This window comes from Pseudomonas sp. DW-iso3, assembly GCF_058725305.1.
On record NZ_JBZXDZ010000002.1, the window covers coordinates 274,570 to 290,337 of the forward strand.

At 58.2% G+C, this 15,768-nt stretch carries 15 protein-coding genes and 1 tRNA gene; 8 read left to right on the forward strand and 8 right to left on the reverse strand.

The window, feature by feature from the left end; translation table 11 throughout:
* Positions 1-2: 2 nt before the first annotated feature.
* From AC4PS7_RS06960 to AC4PS7_RS06980, 5 genes are all read left to right on the forward strand, one after another.
* On the forward strand, positions 3-1,064 hold the full coding sequence (locus AC4PS7_RS06960) for an acyl-CoA dehydrogenase family protein (protein ID WP_198832328.1): 1,062 nt from the start codon (positions 3-5) through the stop codon (positions 1,062-1,064).
* Positions 1,061-1,864, forward strand: a complete 804-nt coding sequence (locus AC4PS7_RS06965) for an ABC transporter ATP-binding protein (RefSeq protein ID WP_465821525.1) — start codon at positions 1,061-1,063, stop codon at positions 1,862-1,864. Before AC4PS7_RS06960 ends, AC4PS7_RS06965 begins: the two co-directional genes overlap by 4 nt.
* Positions 1,851-3,050 carry an ABC transporter substrate-binding protein gene (locus tag AC4PS7_RS06970; protein WP_010210248.1) on the forward strand — a complete coding sequence of 400 codons (1,200 nt, stop codon included), beginning with the start codon at positions 1,851-1,853 and terminating at the stop codon, positions 3,048-3,050. The genes AC4PS7_RS06965 and AC4PS7_RS06970 overlap by 14 nt, the downstream gene beginning before the upstream one ends.
* Positions 3,047-3,808: an ABC transporter permease gene (locus AC4PS7_RS06975; RefSeq protein WP_010210249.1), complete on the forward strand. Its 762-nt coding sequence runs from the start codon at positions 3,047-3,049 to the stop codon at positions 3,806-3,808. Before AC4PS7_RS06970 ends, AC4PS7_RS06975 begins: the two co-directional genes overlap by 4 nt.
* A 111-nt stretch (positions 3,809-3,919) precedes the next feature.
* Positions 3,920-4,108: a hypothetical protein gene (locus AC4PS7_RS06980; RefSeq protein ID WP_010210250.1), complete on the forward strand. Its 189-nt coding sequence runs from the start codon at positions 3,920-3,922 to the stop codon at positions 4,106-4,108.
* Positions 4,109-4,114: 6 nt separating this feature from the next.
* On the opposite strand, the gene AC4PS7_RS06985 is transcribed toward AC4PS7_RS06980, so the two are convergent.
* Positions 4,115-4,495 (reverse strand): hypothetical protein, encoded by a 381-nt coding sequence (locus tag AC4PS7_RS06985; RefSeq protein ID WP_010210251.1) that lies wholly within the window; start codon positions 4,493-4,495, stop codon positions 4,115-4,117.
* Between the two features lie 237 nt (positions 4,496-4,732).
* Here AC4PS7_RS06985 and pvdQ point away from each other — a divergent pair, with 237 nt between their 5' ends.
* Together pvdQ and AC4PS7_RS06995 are read left to right on the forward strand one after the other, a co-directional pair.
* Complete coding sequence (pvdQ, locus tag AC4PS7_RS06990) at positions 4,733-7,018, forward strand: bifunctional acylase PvdQ (RefSeq protein WP_044287243.1); 2,286 nt, start codon at positions 4,733-4,735, stop codon at positions 7,016-7,018.
* Between the two features lie 212 nt (positions 7,019-7,230).
* Positions 7,231-7,304: transfer RNA gene (locus tag AC4PS7_RS06995), tRNA-Cys, on the forward strand.
* A 348-nt stretch (positions 7,305-7,652) separates the two neighbouring features.
* Here AC4PS7_RS06995 and AC4PS7_RS07000 read toward each other — a convergent pair.
* From AC4PS7_RS07000 to gcvA, 7 genes are all read right to left on the reverse strand, one after another.
* On the reverse strand, positions 7,653-10,091 hold the full coding sequence (locus AC4PS7_RS07000) for an AAA family ATPase (protein ID WP_010210254.1): 2,439 nt from the start codon (positions 10,089-10,091) through the stop codon (positions 7,653-7,655).
* A gap of 523 nt (positions 10,092-10,614) precedes the next feature.
* Positions 10,615-10,848 carry a hypothetical protein gene (locus tag AC4PS7_RS07005; protein ID WP_010210255.1) on the reverse strand — a complete coding sequence of 78 codons (234 nt, stop codon included), beginning with the start codon at positions 10,846-10,848 and terminating at the stop codon, positions 10,615-10,617.
* Between the two features lie 38 nt (positions 10,849-10,886).
* Positions 10,887-11,141, reverse strand: coding sequence for a hypothetical protein (locus AC4PS7_RS07010; protein ID WP_010210256.1), 255 nt, complete (start codon positions 11,139-11,141; stop codon positions 10,887-10,889).
* A 34-nt stretch (positions 11,142-11,175) separates the two neighbouring features.
* On the reverse strand, positions 11,176-11,718 hold the full coding sequence (locus tag AC4PS7_RS07015) for a hypothetical protein (protein ID WP_010210259.1): 543 nt from the start codon (positions 11,716-11,718) through the stop codon (positions 11,176-11,178).
* A gap of 100 nt (positions 11,719-11,818) precedes the next feature.
* Positions 11,819-12,580, reverse strand: coding sequence for an SDR family oxidoreductase (locus tag AC4PS7_RS07020; protein WP_010210261.1), 762 nt, complete (start codon positions 12,578-12,580; stop codon positions 11,819-11,821).
* Between the two features lie 30 nt (positions 12,581-12,610).
* Positions 12,611-13,438, reverse strand: coding sequence for an EamA family transporter (locus AC4PS7_RS07025; RefSeq protein ID WP_021493077.1), 828 nt, complete (start codon positions 13,436-13,438; stop codon positions 12,611-12,613).
* A gap of 75 nt (positions 13,439-13,513) precedes the next feature.
* On the reverse strand, positions 13,514-14,419 hold the full coding sequence (gene gcvA / locus AC4PS7_RS07030) for a transcriptional regulator GcvA (RefSeq protein ID WP_176332012.1): 906 nt from the start codon (positions 14,417-14,419) through the stop codon (positions 13,514-13,516).
* Positions 14,420-15,083: 664 nt separating this feature from the next.
* Here gcvA and AC4PS7_RS07035 point away from each other — a divergent pair.
* The gene (locus AC4PS7_RS07035; protein ID WP_031291322.1) at positions 15,084-15,692 is read left to right on the forward strand and encodes a LysE family translocator; all 609 of its coding nucleotides are present in this window, start codon (positions 15,084-15,086) and stop codon (positions 15,690-15,692) included.
* Positions 15,693-15,768: the final 76 nt, after the last annotated feature.

The window sequence follows — 15,768 nt, forward strand, 5'->3', positions numbered from 1 at the left end:
GAATGCTTGACCCAATCTTGAGCCGTTGGCTCGATGTCCAGGCGCAAGCCTTGGACGTGGGCAGTTGCGATCCACAGGAAGTGCTGCCACGGCTGGCAGAGGCCAACGTATTGCGCATCGGCGTACCGACTCAACTGGGCGGCCTGGGCGGCGATGTGGCGGGGGCGGTGGAAGCCATTGCCAACGTTGCCAGTCATTCCCTGGCGGCGGCATTCGTGTGCTGGGGCCAGCGCTCGTTTATCGAATATTTGCTCCACAGTCCGAATGCGCGGCTGCGTGAACAGCTGCTGCCGGATTTGCTCAGCGGCAAGCTGGCGGGGGCGACGGGGCTATCCAATGCGATGAAGTTCTTGTCGGGCATCGAGACCTTGCAGATCAGCGCCGAACCGTCCAACGATGGCTGGACCCTCAACGGCCGCCTGCATTGGGTGACCAACCTGCGCAGGAGCGGTTTTGTCGCGGCGGCCGCCGTCGAGCTGGCGGAGGGTGGCGCGCCGTTTATCCTGGCGATCCCTGACTCGGTGGCGGGCTTGCAGCGTTCTGGCGACCTGGATCTGCTCGGCTTGCAGTCAAGCAACACGGCCGCACTGGATCTGGAAGGCGTGGAGCTGAGCCGCGACTGGTTGCTGCATGAAGACGCACGCAAATTCCTGCCAGCGGTGCGTCCGGCGTTTCTGGGCTTGCAGTGCGGGATGTCCATCGGATTGACGCGTCGTTCCCTGGCGGAAGTCGCCAACCATTTGGGCGCGACTCGCACGGTGCTTCGCGAAGAGCTGGAAACCCTGCGCGCGACCCTGGATCAGTTGGTCAGCGATTTGAAAAGCGGTCTGCGCGCCGGACGTTTTGCCGCCGAACCGGTGCCGTTGTTCAAGCTGCGCATCGCCCTGGCGGAGACCGCCGCCAGCGCCGTGCAATTGGAGTTGCAAGCCAGCGGCGGCAAGGCCTACCTCACGGCGCACGGCAGTGGTTTTGCGCGGCGGTGGCGCGAGTCGGCGTTTGTGCCGATCGTGACCCCAAGCCTGGTGCAATTGCGTACTGAGCTGCAGCGTCAGGCCAACCTATGACACATGCCGTATTAAGCGCCCAGGGGATTTGCCTGGGGTATGCCAGTGGGCCGGTGTTGCAGGGCTTTGACCTGCACTTGCAGCCAGGCGAAGTGGTGTCGATCCTCGGCCCCAGCGGTGTGGGCAAGTCCAGCCTGTTGCGGGTGCTTGCCGGTCTGCAGGCACCCCAGGGCGGCAGTGTGCGCGTGTTGGGCGAGCCCTTGAATGGCCCTCATCCGCGCGTAACGGTAGCGTTCCAGGACCCGAGCCTGCTGCCCTGGCTGAACCTGGAAAAGAACGTCGCCTTCGGCCTGGATTTCGCCCGTCAGCCGCATCTGGATCATGACGAGCGCCGCCGCCGAATCGACCATGCCATCGCGGCTGTTGGCCTGGAACACGCGCGCCAGCAGTTCCCGGCGCAACTGTCCGGCGGCATGGCCCAACGCACTGCATTGGCCCGTTGCCTGGCGCGCCAGCCCCAGGTGCTGTTGCTGGATGAGCCCTTTGGCGCCCTGGATGAAGTGACCCGCGCCGACATGCAGCATCTGTTGCTCAAGGTCAACCGCGAGCAAGGCTCGGCGGCCGTGCTGATCACCCATGACATTGACGAAGCGCTGCTGCTGTCCGATCGCATCCTGCTACTGGGTAACCGCCCGGCGCGGACGTTAGGCGAGTGGCTGATCGACCTGCCGCAACCACGGGAAGAACAGGTGGAGGCCATTGGCGCGCTGCGTATCGACATCCTTAAAACCTTACGGCAGGCGAGCCGCCCTCAATCCAACCCCCTTGATCTGCTGGAGCCTGCCCATGTGCCTGGATGACCTGACTCACTCGCGCCGCGATTTTCTCAAACTCTCCGCCGTGCTCAGCGCAGCCGGCGCCTTACCGCTGCTCAGCAGCTTGCAAGCCCGCGCAGCCAGTGAGCCGGACGCGCCGGTACGCATCGGCTACCTGCCGATCACCGACGCCACGCCGCTGCTGGTGGCTCACAACAACGGCCTGTTCGAAGCCGAGGGCATCAAGGCCGAGCGCCCGGTGCTGCTGCGCAGTTGGGCGCAGGTGATCGAGGCGTTCATCTCGGGCCAGGTCAATGTGATTCACCTGCTGTCGCCGATGACCGTGTGGGCGCGCTACGGCAGCAAGGTTCCGGCCAAGGTCGTGGCGTGGAATCACGTGGGTGGTTCGGGTTTGACCGTGGCGCCGGGCATTACCGACGTGAAACAACTGGGCGGCAAATCGGTGGCGATTCCGTTCTGGTATTCGATCCATAACGTGGTGGTGCAGCAGCTGTTCCGCGACAACGGCCTCACGCCCGTGGCGCGGGCAGCGGGCAGTGTGATTGCGGCCAATGAGGTCAACCTGATTGTGTTGCCCCCTTCGGACATGCCCCCGGCCCTGGCCAGCCAGCGTATCGACGGCTATATCGTCGCCGAGCCGTTCAATGCCCTGGCGGAAAACCTCAAGGTCGGCCGCGTGCAGCGCTTTACCGGCGATGTGTGGCGTAACCATGCGTGCTGCGTGGTGTTCATGCACGAACACGACTTGGCCAATCGTCCGCAGTGGTCGCAGAAAGTCGTGAACGCCATCGTCAAGGCGCAGGTCTGGACCCGCGACAACCGCGAAGAGGCGGTGAAGCTGCTGTCCAAGGACGGCCCGAACCGCTACACCCCGCATGCCGAGCCGGTATTGAGCAAGGTGCTGGCGCCGGCCGCCGGCGACCGCGCAGCTTACCTGGCCGACGGTGCTATCCAGCACGGGAATTGGGATGAACACCGCATCGATTTCCAACCTTACCCATTCCCCAGCTACACCGAGGAGCTGGTACGTCGCCTGAAGGACACGCTGATCGAGGGCGACAAGAAATTCCTCGCCGACCTGGACCCGGCGTTCGTCGCCAAGGACTTGGTGGACGACCGCTTTGTGCGTAACGCTATCGAGGCTGTGGGCGGCATGAAGACCTTTGGTTTGCCGGACGGCTACGAGCGGCATGAGGAGATCGGCGTTTGAACAACCGTGAACTCCCGGGCTGGTTGCTCGGGCTGAGTGGCCTGGCGGGGTTGTTGTTGCTCTGGTGGCTGGGGGTGAAGGTGTTTGGCGCGACTGACGGGTTGTCTGCGCGTTTTTCCGTGGCCGCGACCTTCACGAGCTTGTGGGAATTGCTGGGGCGCGGTGAGCTGTATCTGCACATAGCGGTGAGCCTCAAGCGTATCTTCGTCGGGCTGTTCCTGGCGTTGCTGGTGGGTGTTCCGCTGGGGTTGGTGGTCGGCAGTTCGCGCAAGCTGGAAGCGGCGACCACGCCGGCCTTTCAATTCCTGCGCATGATTTCGCCGCTGTCATGGATGCCCATCGTGGTGATGCTGATGGGGGTAGGGGACCAGCCGATCTATTTCCTGCTGGCGTTTGCCGCCGTCTGGCCGATCATGCTCAACACCGCTGCCGGCGTGCGCCAGTTGGACCCGCGTTGGCTGCAACTGAGCAGCAGCTTGAGTGCGACGCGCTGGGAAACCTTGCGCCGGGTGATCATTCCCGGTGTGGTCGGGCACGTGCTGACCGGCGTACGCCTGGCCATCGGCATTTTGTGGATCGTGCTGGTGCCCTGCGAAATGCTTGGGGTCAGTGCCGGGCTGGGCTATTACATTCTCGATACCCGTGATCGGCTGGCTTACTCGGAGCTGATGGCAATGGTGTTGCTGATCGGGCTGTTGGGTTTTGCGCTGGATGCCTTGGCGCGCTGGCTGCACCAGCGTTGGGTGCACACTGGCTGATTGGCCGAGCCAAAGTTTTTCATCGCCTGTAACATGAGCGCCTGTCGGACCTGTTTACCCTGGGGTGCAGGGCAGGTTCGGCGCTTCATTTTTCAGGTTCAGGAACCCGTCATGACACAAAAGCAACGTTTGAAATATTCGATTCTGATTGCCCTGGCCGTATTGGCGACGATGTTTGGCCTGTCCTATTTGCAGAACACCGGGGTCATCAGTGAGAAGACGTTCCAGACTATCGCCATTGCCGTTGCAGTGGTCGTGGTGGTGATCAACGGCATCATGCGCCGCAAGGTCAAGCTCTAAAGGGGGTCAGGCCCGGCCTTCGAGCACCTTGGCAGCCTCTTCATGGAGCGTGTAGGTTTTATCCGCATTGAGGGTGATCACGCCCTCGCTGCACAGGCGCTTGAGCACCTCGCGCACGCTGAGAAACGACAATGGGATGCCCAGCTCAAGCAGATGGCTGTGCACACCGCGTACCCCAAGGGTGCGCTGGTTGTCGGCGGCGGTGAGCAGGGCGTCGATGACCTTCAGCCGGATCAGGCTGGTGCGCAAGCCAAAACACTTGAGCAGGTGGCGGATACGCTGGTTGCCTTGCTGTTCGGGCGATTTGTCGAATGCTTGTGCGCCGTTGCCAAAACGGGTCTCGGCAGCCGGTGAATGTCCATCCGTGGGCACTTGCGGGTTATACATGCAAAAACTCCTTATCAGAGCCTGATCAGGAAAAAATGAGCGCTCTTGGTTAATAAGACGAACGAGCGAGCAAAATCATGAAGTCCCGAATGTAGAAATTTTGTCGGTATCGGTTTTGTCACATTCGCGCCGCCTTAAATAAACGCCCCCTCGCGCTAAATTATCCCCGCTGGTTTGCGTTCTTACGGTGGGGTTATTACCCCTTGTGAGACGGTTAAATCTGACGGTGGAGTCTGCGTGATTATTTCCAATGGGTTGTCCAGGGTAGGTATGGTCGGAGTGTTGCTGGGGTTGAGCCTGGCTGCTTCGGCGCGGGAACAGGTGACGCAAGCCTCGGCGGATATCCGTCGCACCAGTTACGGCGTGCCGCATATCCGCGCCAACGATGAGCGTGGCCTGGGCTTCGGCATTGGCTACGCCTACGCCCAGGACAACCTGTGCCTGCTGGCCAATGAAGTGGTCACGGTAAATGGCGAGCGCGCCACGTTCTTCGGCGCCGAGCAGGTGACCCTCGAAGCGCGCAACAACCTGGCCAGTGACGTCTTCTTCACGTGGCTGAATACGCCGGAATCGGTCGCCGCGTTCTGGAAGGCGCAGAGCCCGCAGATCCAGCAGCGCATCGAAGGTTACGTGGCCGGCTACAACCGCTACCTGAAAGAGCAGGGCGCTCCGGCACAGTGCCAGGCCGCGTGGGTGCGGCCACTGGTGCCTGAAGACTTGGTCAAGCTGACCCGTAGGCTATTGGTGGAAGGTGGTGTCGGCCAATTCGCTGAAGCCCTGGTCGGCGCGACGCCGCCCCAAACCACCACCGGTGTAGCGACCAACGCCCAGGCCTTTGAACTGGCCGCCGCCAATCAGCAACGCTTCGCCTTCGATCGCGGCAGTAACGCGGTGGCGGTGGGCCGTGATCGCTCGTTCAATGGACGCGGCATGCTGCTGGCCAACCCGCACTTCCCGTGGGTGGGCGGCATGCGCTTTTATGAAATGCACCTGACCATCCCCGGCCAACTGGATGTCATGGGCGCCGCGCTGCCGGGGTTGCCGGTGATCAATATCGGCTTCAACCAGCATGTGGCGTGGACCCACACCGTGGACACGTCCAAACACTTCACCCTGTATCGCCTGACCCTGGACCCGAAGGATTCCACGCGCTATATGCTCGATGGCAAATCCGTTGCCATGGATAAAACCACGGTGACGGTGCAGGTCAAACAAGCTGATGGCAGCCTCAAGGGGCAGTCGCACACCGTCTATAGCTCGCAATTCGGCCCGGTGGTGCAATGGCCGGGCAAACTCGACTGGGACAACCGCTACGCCTTCAGCTTGCGTGACGCCAACCTCGGCAACGACCGCGTGCTGCAACAGTGGTACGCGATGAACCGCGCCGGCAGCCTCGACCAATTGAAAACCTCGGTGCACACCCTGCAAGGCATACCATGGGTCAACACCGTGGCCGCCGACGACCAGGGCCAGAGCCTGTACATGAACCAGTCGGTGGTGCCCAACGTCAGCGCGGCCAAGCTCGCGCAATGCAGCGACCCACGCGCCGGCCTGCAGATGATCATGCTCGACGGCGCCCACAGCGCCTGCGCCTGGGACGTCGACCCGCGCGCCGCGCAGGCCGGCATCTTCCCGGCCGATCAGTTGCCGCAGCTGCAACGTACCGACTTCGTGCAGCACTCCAACGACTCGGCCTGGCTGGCCAACCCCAAGGCGCCGCTCACCGGGTTCTCCCCAGTGATCAGCCAGGACCACATCGGTCTCGGTCCGCGTGCGCGTTTTGCCTTGCAGCGCCTGCAATCCCTGGATAAACCGATCAGCGTCACCGACCTGCAAAACATGGTGATGGACAACGAGGTGTACCTGGCCGGCCAAGTCATGCCGGACCTGCTCGCCTTCTGCGCCACACACCTCGATGCCGACGCCACCACCCTGCAGCCCTTGTGCGCCCGCCTGAAAAGCTGGGACCAACGCGCCAACCTCGACAGCGGCATCGGCCTGGTGCACTTCATTAACCTGGTGGAGCATCTGCAGCAGATCCCCGACGCCTGGCGTGTCGCCTTCGACCCGGCTCAGCCCCTCACCACCCCACGCGGCCTCGCCATCGACCGCACGGATGTCGCCAAAGCCCTGCGCGAAGCCATGCTGGCGTCCACCGCCGACGTCGCCAAACTCGGCCTGACTGCCAACAGCACTTGGGGCGACCTCCAAGTCTCCGGCCAAACCCCGATCCACGGCGGGCCGCAGGAACTGGGGATCTACAACGCCATGCAAACCGTACCCCGCGACGACGGCAAGCGCGAAGTCGTCAGCGGCACCAGCTACCTGCAAATCGTCACCTTCGACGACCAGGGGCCCCATGCCCAAGGCGTACTCGCGTTCTCCGAGTCGAGCAACCCAGCGTCCAAACACGCCAAGGACCAGACCCAAGCCTTTTCCCAGAAAAAACTCAGCCCGCTGCCCTTCACCGAAGCCCAAATCAAGGCCGACCCGCAGTACCAACACCTGCACATCAAAGAGTAGGGCAGCCACGCAACCCCTTGATGCCAATACGAAATATTTTTGAAATCAAGGGGTTGCACGCATTGGCAAATACGTACATAATGGCGCCCATCGAACGCATCGAAGCATTAAAAACTTCAATGTATTCAATGAGTTAGAGTAGAGACAGGGCTTTACCGCCCACTCAAGTTTTTACGCGGTGAGTGTCAGCAGTCAGGACATTGATCGTTTGAGGCCGAGTAGCAAAATGGTTATGCAGCGGATTGCAAATCCGCCTACGCCGGTTCGATTCCGACCTCGGCCTCCACTCTTAGAAACCCCGTAGATTAACGTCTACGGGGTTTTTTATTGGCTGCGATTTGGGCATCGCTTCCGCAATTTTTCGGATCGCTTCCGTAGCCCTACCTTTTTGTCGGGAAATCTGAGACGCGCTATCGGTATGCCTCTCCTCGATTGGACGTGGGATTGTGCTTGAGACTAAAGAACCTGAGCGTCCACTAACGGCCAGAAGCGGACGTTCACCAAGGCTCTATTTTGAGATTTAGAGGCGCCTACAGAGCCGGGGATAACTCATATAGATATGGCGATTATCAGACCGAGGCAGAAGCTCTTGAACCGGCGTACCACCAAGCACGCCAGCTCATGATCAAGCGACTCAGAATGGGATATCAGTATCCGAACCATCGGCCCCAGCTGAGAATGGCTTAGGAGACTGCGCTACAATGGGGATCACCAAGGACGCAGCAGTGCGCAATGGCTCGACAGCGCCTACGTTACCAGACTCCCCGGAAACAACGATAAGTGCATCCTCCCCAACTGCAGTGCCGCCAGTAATTCCGAACAACTTCTCATCTTCTGGCTCATCCTCTACAGGATCTAAATCAACAAAGTCTCGTCCCATCATCATTTTATAATGAGGCATATGTTCCATAGCCTTAAAGACCTTGAAGAAGATCTTCATATAGCTGTGTGCCATACCATCGCTTATTGCCACGTATAGATCATCTGGCGAATAGTGGGATCCGTCGTTAACCCAACTAATTAATGATTGACACTGAACCTTCTCCTGGCCTTCGAACTTGTCGATGATGATATGCGTATCTATGTTTCCTAAAATTTTGAAGTAGTTCTCCAAAATCCTACGCATGGTATTTTGAATGGTAAGCGCCGGCAATGGTTTTTTCGTCAACTCTGCCCATAGCAACTGATAGGACGTCTTAATCGGATTGTTCTCAAAGCCTTCAATCTTCGAGAAATGATCGGGCTTGCGTACTACCCAAAACGTCTCATCCTTAATAGAAGCATCTCCAGCCCTCTGGGGGTTAAAGGTAATTTCTTTATGAAAGTGGACGTTATGGGTCAGGACAAAGACCTGTTTTAGGTTGTTCCCCTTCTGGCGAACCTCGTGAAAGAGCTTTTTGATCAAGCTGCTCACGATGAACAACACATCGCTATCCAAGCTTGAAACCGGGTCATCAATGACGACTATTCGATCAGTACTGATACCTGAGGTCGAGATACTTCCCCTAAGCAAATGATAGAAGTACAGGAAAGTAACGAAGGTCTTTTCGCCTTCGCTGAGCGTTGCTTTAGCATCAGTTCCATCGCTTCTGATCAGGCGATATGAATTATCGGCACACGCAGGATCTAGGGAGAAGCTCCGAAACCCAAAGTCTTTCAGGATTTTATTGATCGCAATGACAGTAGGTCTCACACTTGTCAGCAAAGTTTCAATCTTTGCAATTTCTGCGTCAACTGTGGATATATCTACCGTTGCCTTATCAACGCTTGCAGTGATGCCATCAATTGCTTTGCCCACGCGACCCACATCTTTAGTGTAATCAGCAAGAGTGTCCTTAAGCTCAACATCCAGAAGATACCGCCACACCGCATCTGTTAACTTATGCTGCTCAACGGAGAACCCGGAAACAAGACGATTATGTTCAGATACCTTGAGGTTAGCTGAATTGATCAGCTCAGAAACTCTAAGCGGAATTTCTGCAAGACCTTCCAACTCCACGTCAATACTAGGGCTAGCCACCTTGTGTTCGATGCGTTGCCTGTTCAGCAACATGATTGCATTCAGGGCCTGCAATTCAAGATCAAGTTTCTCTTTATCTAGATGCGAACAATCCGTGGCCAGGACTGATTGAGCCTGGGCTAACAGACCATCTGCTATTGCGTTATAAGTATCCCGAAACTGCGAAAGAGCTCTAGTTTCAGCTTCGAATGTTTCGTCGAAATAATCCTCAAGGCTTTTTTCGAACTCATGCGGCAATTTCTGTTGACAGAAAGGACAGTCATCGTCGGTATGGCCCAAGTACTTCATACCTTGTCTAATCCAGTCACTGTTCCCCAAGTGCTGGATCATCGCAGATACATTGACATCTTCTTTGCCGACGATTTTCTTACCTAGGACAGGGTTTTGCTCAAGCGCGACCAAGCGAGACAGGTCAAGATCGGAGACAGCATTCATGGGTAATGGTGCGTCACCATAAAGTACGTTTGCGCGTTTGCGCAGGTCTTCGATATCAACCAACGGGGAGGTGTTGCTTTTGCTCTCCTGCAGAACCCTATTTTTGAAGGCCTCCCTGTTATTTCTTAGGCCTTTAAAAGCCCCGTGAAACTCATCATCGTGCTTCTGCTTTTGTTCCCAACACCGTCCTACCAGTTTTTCTTCCAGGGCATTTTTTTCGGCGATCTTCCCGCTCTTACCGTCTGGACCATTCAGGTTTTCTTGCGCTCTGGTTTTGAATAGCGCGTGGCGGTCTCTTTCCTTCTTGAGCTCTTCCAGGTGATCAAGTTGCGACTGCTCGGCCTGGCCCAGCGTGAACACACCTTTGAACTGCTTCGAGTCAGTGAAATTCGAAGCGATGAAATCGTTGTTGTAGACCATTGCCGGAATCGGATCGCCCTTCGCCCACGTGACCCTGGAGGTAGCTGATAGCGCTGGGTTGTTTATCAGCCTGCTGATCGTTGTCTTGCCTGCTCCGTTTGCACCGTAGAAGTAGTTCACAGCCTTCAGGTTTTGAATCGTTTCGGAGGTTACAGGGCTGTAGGTTGCTATGCCGGAAAGGGTGATCGATTCAATCATGTCTCGCATCCGTGGAGAGGAAACGTTAGGGAACAAGCCAAGGGGCGGCCTTAGATATGGCGCACGTCATCCTTGAACTCTGAGTAGGTAGTGGCCTTTTGCTTCCTCAACGTAGACCAATACACCAGCTTGTGAAGACGGTAGCAATCGAAAACTACCATCGCGAACCCAACTGTAGTGATCTACTCCTGTTTTTTGGCAATCTGGGGAGTGGTCAAGCGCGTCCTACGCAACTCGACAACAGCTAGCCACTCTGCATCTTCAACATGCGCATCATCTAAAAGAAACCAGCTCAGATTTATTTTTCTATCGTTGTCCGCTTTTGGCCGATTCCTGCCCGTCACAAACGGCAAAAGTCGGCCGACTGCAGCTATTCGCGACAGGCAGCAGTCGGCCAGAGGCAGACACTTGCGATGAGTCTAGGAATCCTAGGGCGATTCAGCTCGTCGGAACCCGCTCATCAAGTCCCGCGTTAACAATAAGCACTGCACTCTCCGCTATCTGCGCCACGCCGAACGTGCTCTCACGACTTTTTCGCTAGCTCCACCGCCGACGTTATCGCCGCTCGCGCCTGCGGACTGTTTTTCCAACATGTCGACCCTGATGCCGCCGATGCCTGCGCCAGGATGTCACTGACATCCGCTTTCCCCAGGACATCCATCGAATCGATTCCCATCTGCTCCAAACGAGTCACAACGGTGGGGCCTACGCCCTTGAGGGCAAGCAGCGCTGTTCTTTCTTCCAATGAAAATGGCATTCGCACATTCCTTTTTTTAACGCTGTTAATCAGCGTATTTAACCGACCTCGGCCCTGACGATCCTCTGGTCTTTAACCTCTGCTGCATACGCCCCAATTTTCTCCTGCTGCGCCGCCAGCAACGCGCAGACTTTCATCAATGCTGCCGCCTCATCCGGCGTCTTGCCGCTGGCGGCCAAGGTGGTCAGCTCAACCACCGACCACCCAATCACCGCCGCTGCATCCTCCAGGTCGTAAAACAATTCCTGCTGAGCAGTCCTGGGCCCGTCGAGGCCTTTTATCAATTCATCCATTTATGCTGCCTGCCGTTTCAGTTCAAGCGCCCGCTTACGGAACGAGATTGTCGTCGAAGTCTTCACGCTCTAGGGTTGTGTAAGCCTGCTGGCGAATCCCGCCTTCGGAAGAGGTACAGAGTCGACGTGTGGCTTTCTTTCCCTGCGGACGCACGACTATTCCCTCGCTCATCTCGGGGTCGTTGGGTTCTCCGGGGGTAAAGTTTGTGCGCACCATACGGTCGAAAACCGCGTAGGTTACCCCATGATTGGTAAAGCGCAGATGTGCCTCGCCGCCACCTGAGTAGCTCGTGGAGCTGAGCCAGAAGTGACCCTTCGGTGGGCTGGGTGTTTCGGGGTAGGTCAATTCGATTTTGCCGGGCGTGCCAAAGCGGTATTGCACATAGCCGGTTGTCGCTGAGAACCCTTGCGATGCGCAAATCGAGATCATCTTCGGCCCGGAGTCGCATCCGAATAATAGTGTTTCTTGCGCCTTACACAGATAGCGCTGTTCCGACGTTCCGGCAAGCGCGTCGAATCCTGTGGCTGCCATCGTCAGCAAGCAAATTCCCTTTAGCGTCGCGACTTTAATTCCCATCAGGGTTCCCGTTTTTTTACTTGGAAAATTGATCAGCAGTTATTCTGGCTGGCGGCTTGGCGAGGCAGTGTGGCTTCCCGGTCACGCGTGTGTAAATGCCTTACTTGCCCCCAGTTACATCCAGAAAAGTCCCGGTAATAAACGACGCCTCCGCGCCCGCCAACCACAGCACAGCCCGCGCGACTTCTTCGGGCTCGCCGCCGCGGCCCATTGGGATGCTGTCCTTGACGCGGTCCACGCGACCCGGTTCTCCGCCGCTGGCGTGCATTTCGGTGTAGATATGCCCTGGGCGAACGCAATTGACGCGGATGCCTTCGCGCGCGACTTCCTTGGACAGCCCGATGGTGAAGGTTTCCAGTGCTCCCTTCGACGCTGCATAGTCGACGTACTCGTTGGGGCTGCCCAACCGCGCGGCGCCCGAGGAGACGTTAATCACGCTGCCGCCGTTGCCGCTGTGTCGAAACGACATGCGCTTCACGGCTTGTTGCGCGCAGAGCATCGGGCCGATGGCATTGATCGCGAAGATGCGTTGCATGCGCGCAACGTCGAGGTCTTCAAAACGCGATTGAAGCGCGATGATTGCGGCGTTGTTGACCAGAACGTCGATGCGGCCGAACGTCTCGTCGATGGCTCGGAACAGATGCGCGACCTGTTCCGGGTCGGCACTGTCGGCGCGTATGGCCAAGGCGCGTCGTCCGAGCGCTTGCACGTCAGCCACCACGCCGAGTGCGGCGGCCTCATTGTTGATGTAGCTGATGGCGACGTCGTAGCCTTGCGCCGCCGCGAGCCGCGCCGTTGCCGCGCCTACACCCCGGCTTCCGCCGGTGATCAGAATCAGGGGAGCTGAAGAGCCGGTAGCCATGTCTTGAACCTTTTTGTGAGGGAGGTGAATCTAGCCGATGAGCATCGTGCCGGCGGCAATTACCGCGCACGCCAGGACTTTGCGGACAGTCAGTGCCTCGCCCAGGAAGAAATAACCGATTAATGCCGCAAACAGTACGCTGGTCTCGCGCAAGGCGGAAACCGAGCCCATCGGCGATTCAGACATGGCGTAGATCACAATGCCGTAGGCCAGCAGTGAGACCAGCCCACCCATCAAGGCGGGGATGAGCCCCGGGCGCGGGGCAAACAGGCTGCGGGCACCGCGCAGGCCCATGTAAACCAGTGGCATCAGTACGCCCCAGAGGGCGCACATCCACGCGGTATAGGCCATCGGTGCACCGGAGAGTCGTGCGCCTACGCCGTCGGTCACGCTGTAGGCTGCGATGAAAAATCCCGTGCCCAAGGCGTAAGGCAAGCTGGGGACCGCGAGCCTGCGTTGCCTGAAGGCCAGTGAAATAATGCCGCCCGACACCAGCGCAATGCCGAACAGGGCGCTGGTGCTGAGGGTTTCGCCAGCAAATGCCAAGGCGAACAATGTGATCAAAATGGGCGAGGAGCCGCGGGCGATCGGGTAGGTTTGCCCGAGATCACCCACTTTGTAGCTGCGCACCAGGAACAGGTTATAACCGACGTGCAAGACACCCGAGAGTGCGGCGTAAGGCCAACTGGCGGCGGCGGGCGCTGGAAGGTACAGCGCAACGCCAATGCTGACGAGGGCAACCGACAGACACATCACGGTCATCGACCAAAGCCTGTCGGCGCCGACACGCAGCAGCGCGTTCCAGCTGGCGTGCAAGAGGGCGGCGAAGAGGACGAGTATTACGATAGGAAAGGGCATGCGTCATGTTAAGCAAGCTGGCGATTGGACAACAGCGAAGTCCCTTCATCCTGGCATGAGTCATTGCTCATGCTGTCAACGATAGTGTTGTTGGGCCTGAGTCGACTCCGCCAGCAGCCAGTTGCGAAAGCTGACGATGTGAGGCTGGGTTTCGATCCCTTTGGGGCAGACAAAGAAATAGGCGACCGGTGAGGCAAACGGCACATCGAACAACCTCACGAGGCTGCCATCGTTGATTTCGGCCTCCACGTGGCCGCTACGCGCCAAGGCGATGCCCTGACCCAGCAAGGCCGCTTCTATGGTCATGTTGGTGTCAGCAAACCTGACGCTTTCCTTGAGTGCCGCAACGCCCACGCCGACGTGCTCGAACCAGGCTTCCCACTTGGGCACCAGGTCTGCGCCGTCACGCATCAGTAGCGGGTAACGCAACAATTCGGCGGGCTCGTGCGGGGCGCCAAAACGGTTAAGCAGGTCAGGGCTGGCCACCGGGAAAATTTGCTCCCTGAGCATGAACTCCGAATGCAAGGCCGGGTAATGACCGTTGCCCAGACGAATTGCCACATCTGAATCCGCGCTGGAAAAGTTGATCGCTTTGTCACTGGTTTCCAGCGTGATCAGAATTTCCGGGTGCTGCTGCGACAGGCCTGGCAACCGGGGCAGCAACCATTTCAGGGCGAAAGAATAGGTGGTGCTGACCTTGAGCCGAACCCGGCCTTTTTGTTCTCTAAGGTCCGTCAATGTGGTTTCCAGGTTCACGAAAAACTCGCGCACGATGGGCGCCAGTGCGGCGCCGGCTGGGGTCAACCGCAAAGATTTGCCGCGCTGGAAGAGTTGTAACCCCCAGAGGTCCTCAAGGTGCTTGAGTTGATGGCTGACGGCGCTCTGGGTCACATGCAACTCTTCTGAGGCTGAAGTGAACGTCGCATGTCGGGTCGCGACTTCGAACGCGCGAAGCGTGGCAGTGGGGGGGAGATCTCTCATTGGTGGGTCCCGGCGAGCCTTCTGGCAATCAGTTTTTCCATGAGTAGACGCTCATGCTAATCGAAAGGTGTGCGCTCGTTAAAGCCGGACAGCCTGGCAGCGGCCGCAGAACTGACGGCACCTTGTACCGCCGGGCTTACAAACCCTACCATCAGGTTACACGATAGCCATGACGCACTTGAGTTGGCGCTGTCTTACCCAGCGAGAAGTCAATCTCGTCACGTAAGAGAGTGTGGTCATGAAGTTGAGTTATCTAACCAAAGCGGCGGTCGTGGTCGCGCTATTGTCGACCCTGTCAGGCTGCTGGATATTCATGCCACCGGGGGGGGGCGGCGGGCATGGTGGCGGACATGGTCAGGGCGGTGGCCCTGGCCCAGGAGGCGGTCCGCGCTAAGGAACCGAAGCCGGAGGCAAGCCATGCGCAATGGCTTGCCTCTTTTTTTTGCCGTGAGAAATCCCAGGCAAAGAAAAGCCCGCGTGGGGAGCGCGGGCTAAAAGGATGTTTGTTAGGAGCTGGGTTCACCATAGGCCCCCGTCTGTGAAAGGTTTGTGAAAGCTTTGGCAAAAAAAAGTGTATGCCTCAATCGTGAGGTGGCTGTACGGGGCAGGGCAGGCCATAACCCTCTACTGTCGCTGGCATACCCCTGCGTTTGGATGCCGCGTTATGTTCATGTCTACCAGCCTGTTATCAGCCTTTGTGCTGTTTGCCTTCGTGTCCTCGATCACACCGGGGCCCAATAACACCATGTTACTTGCCTCGGGCGTGAACTTTGGGTTTCGCCGATCGATGCCCCATGCCCTGGGGATCAGCATTGGTTTCATGCTGCTGGTGATTTCGGTGGGCCTGGGGCTGGGCGAAGTGTTCAAGGTATTTCCGTGGGCCTACAGTGTGTTGCGCTACGTGGGCGCGGCCTATCTGTTGTACCTGGCGTGGAAGATTGCGACGGCGGGCGGCATGTCCGACAGTTCTGATGAGCAGGGCAAGCCGATGACGTTCCTCGGTGCAGCGGCGTTCCAGTGGGTGAACCCCAAGGCCTGGATCATGGCGCTGGGGGCAATCACGACCTATACGCCGGCCGAAGGTTATGTGACCAATGTGCTGGTGATCGCCCTGGTGTTCGCCGTCGTCAACCTACCCAGCGTCTGTGTGTGGGTCGGATGCGGCAGCGGCTTGCGCAATGTGTTGCGTGAGCCGCGCTGGTTGCGGGTGTTCAATGGGGCGATGGCGGGGTTGCTGGTGCTGTCGTTGTACCCGATGCTGTTTGCCGGCTGAATGTCAGACCGGCGAGATGGTTGCCAGCAGGCCGATGCCGATGGTCAACACCAAAAAGCCGAACAGGAAAAGTGCC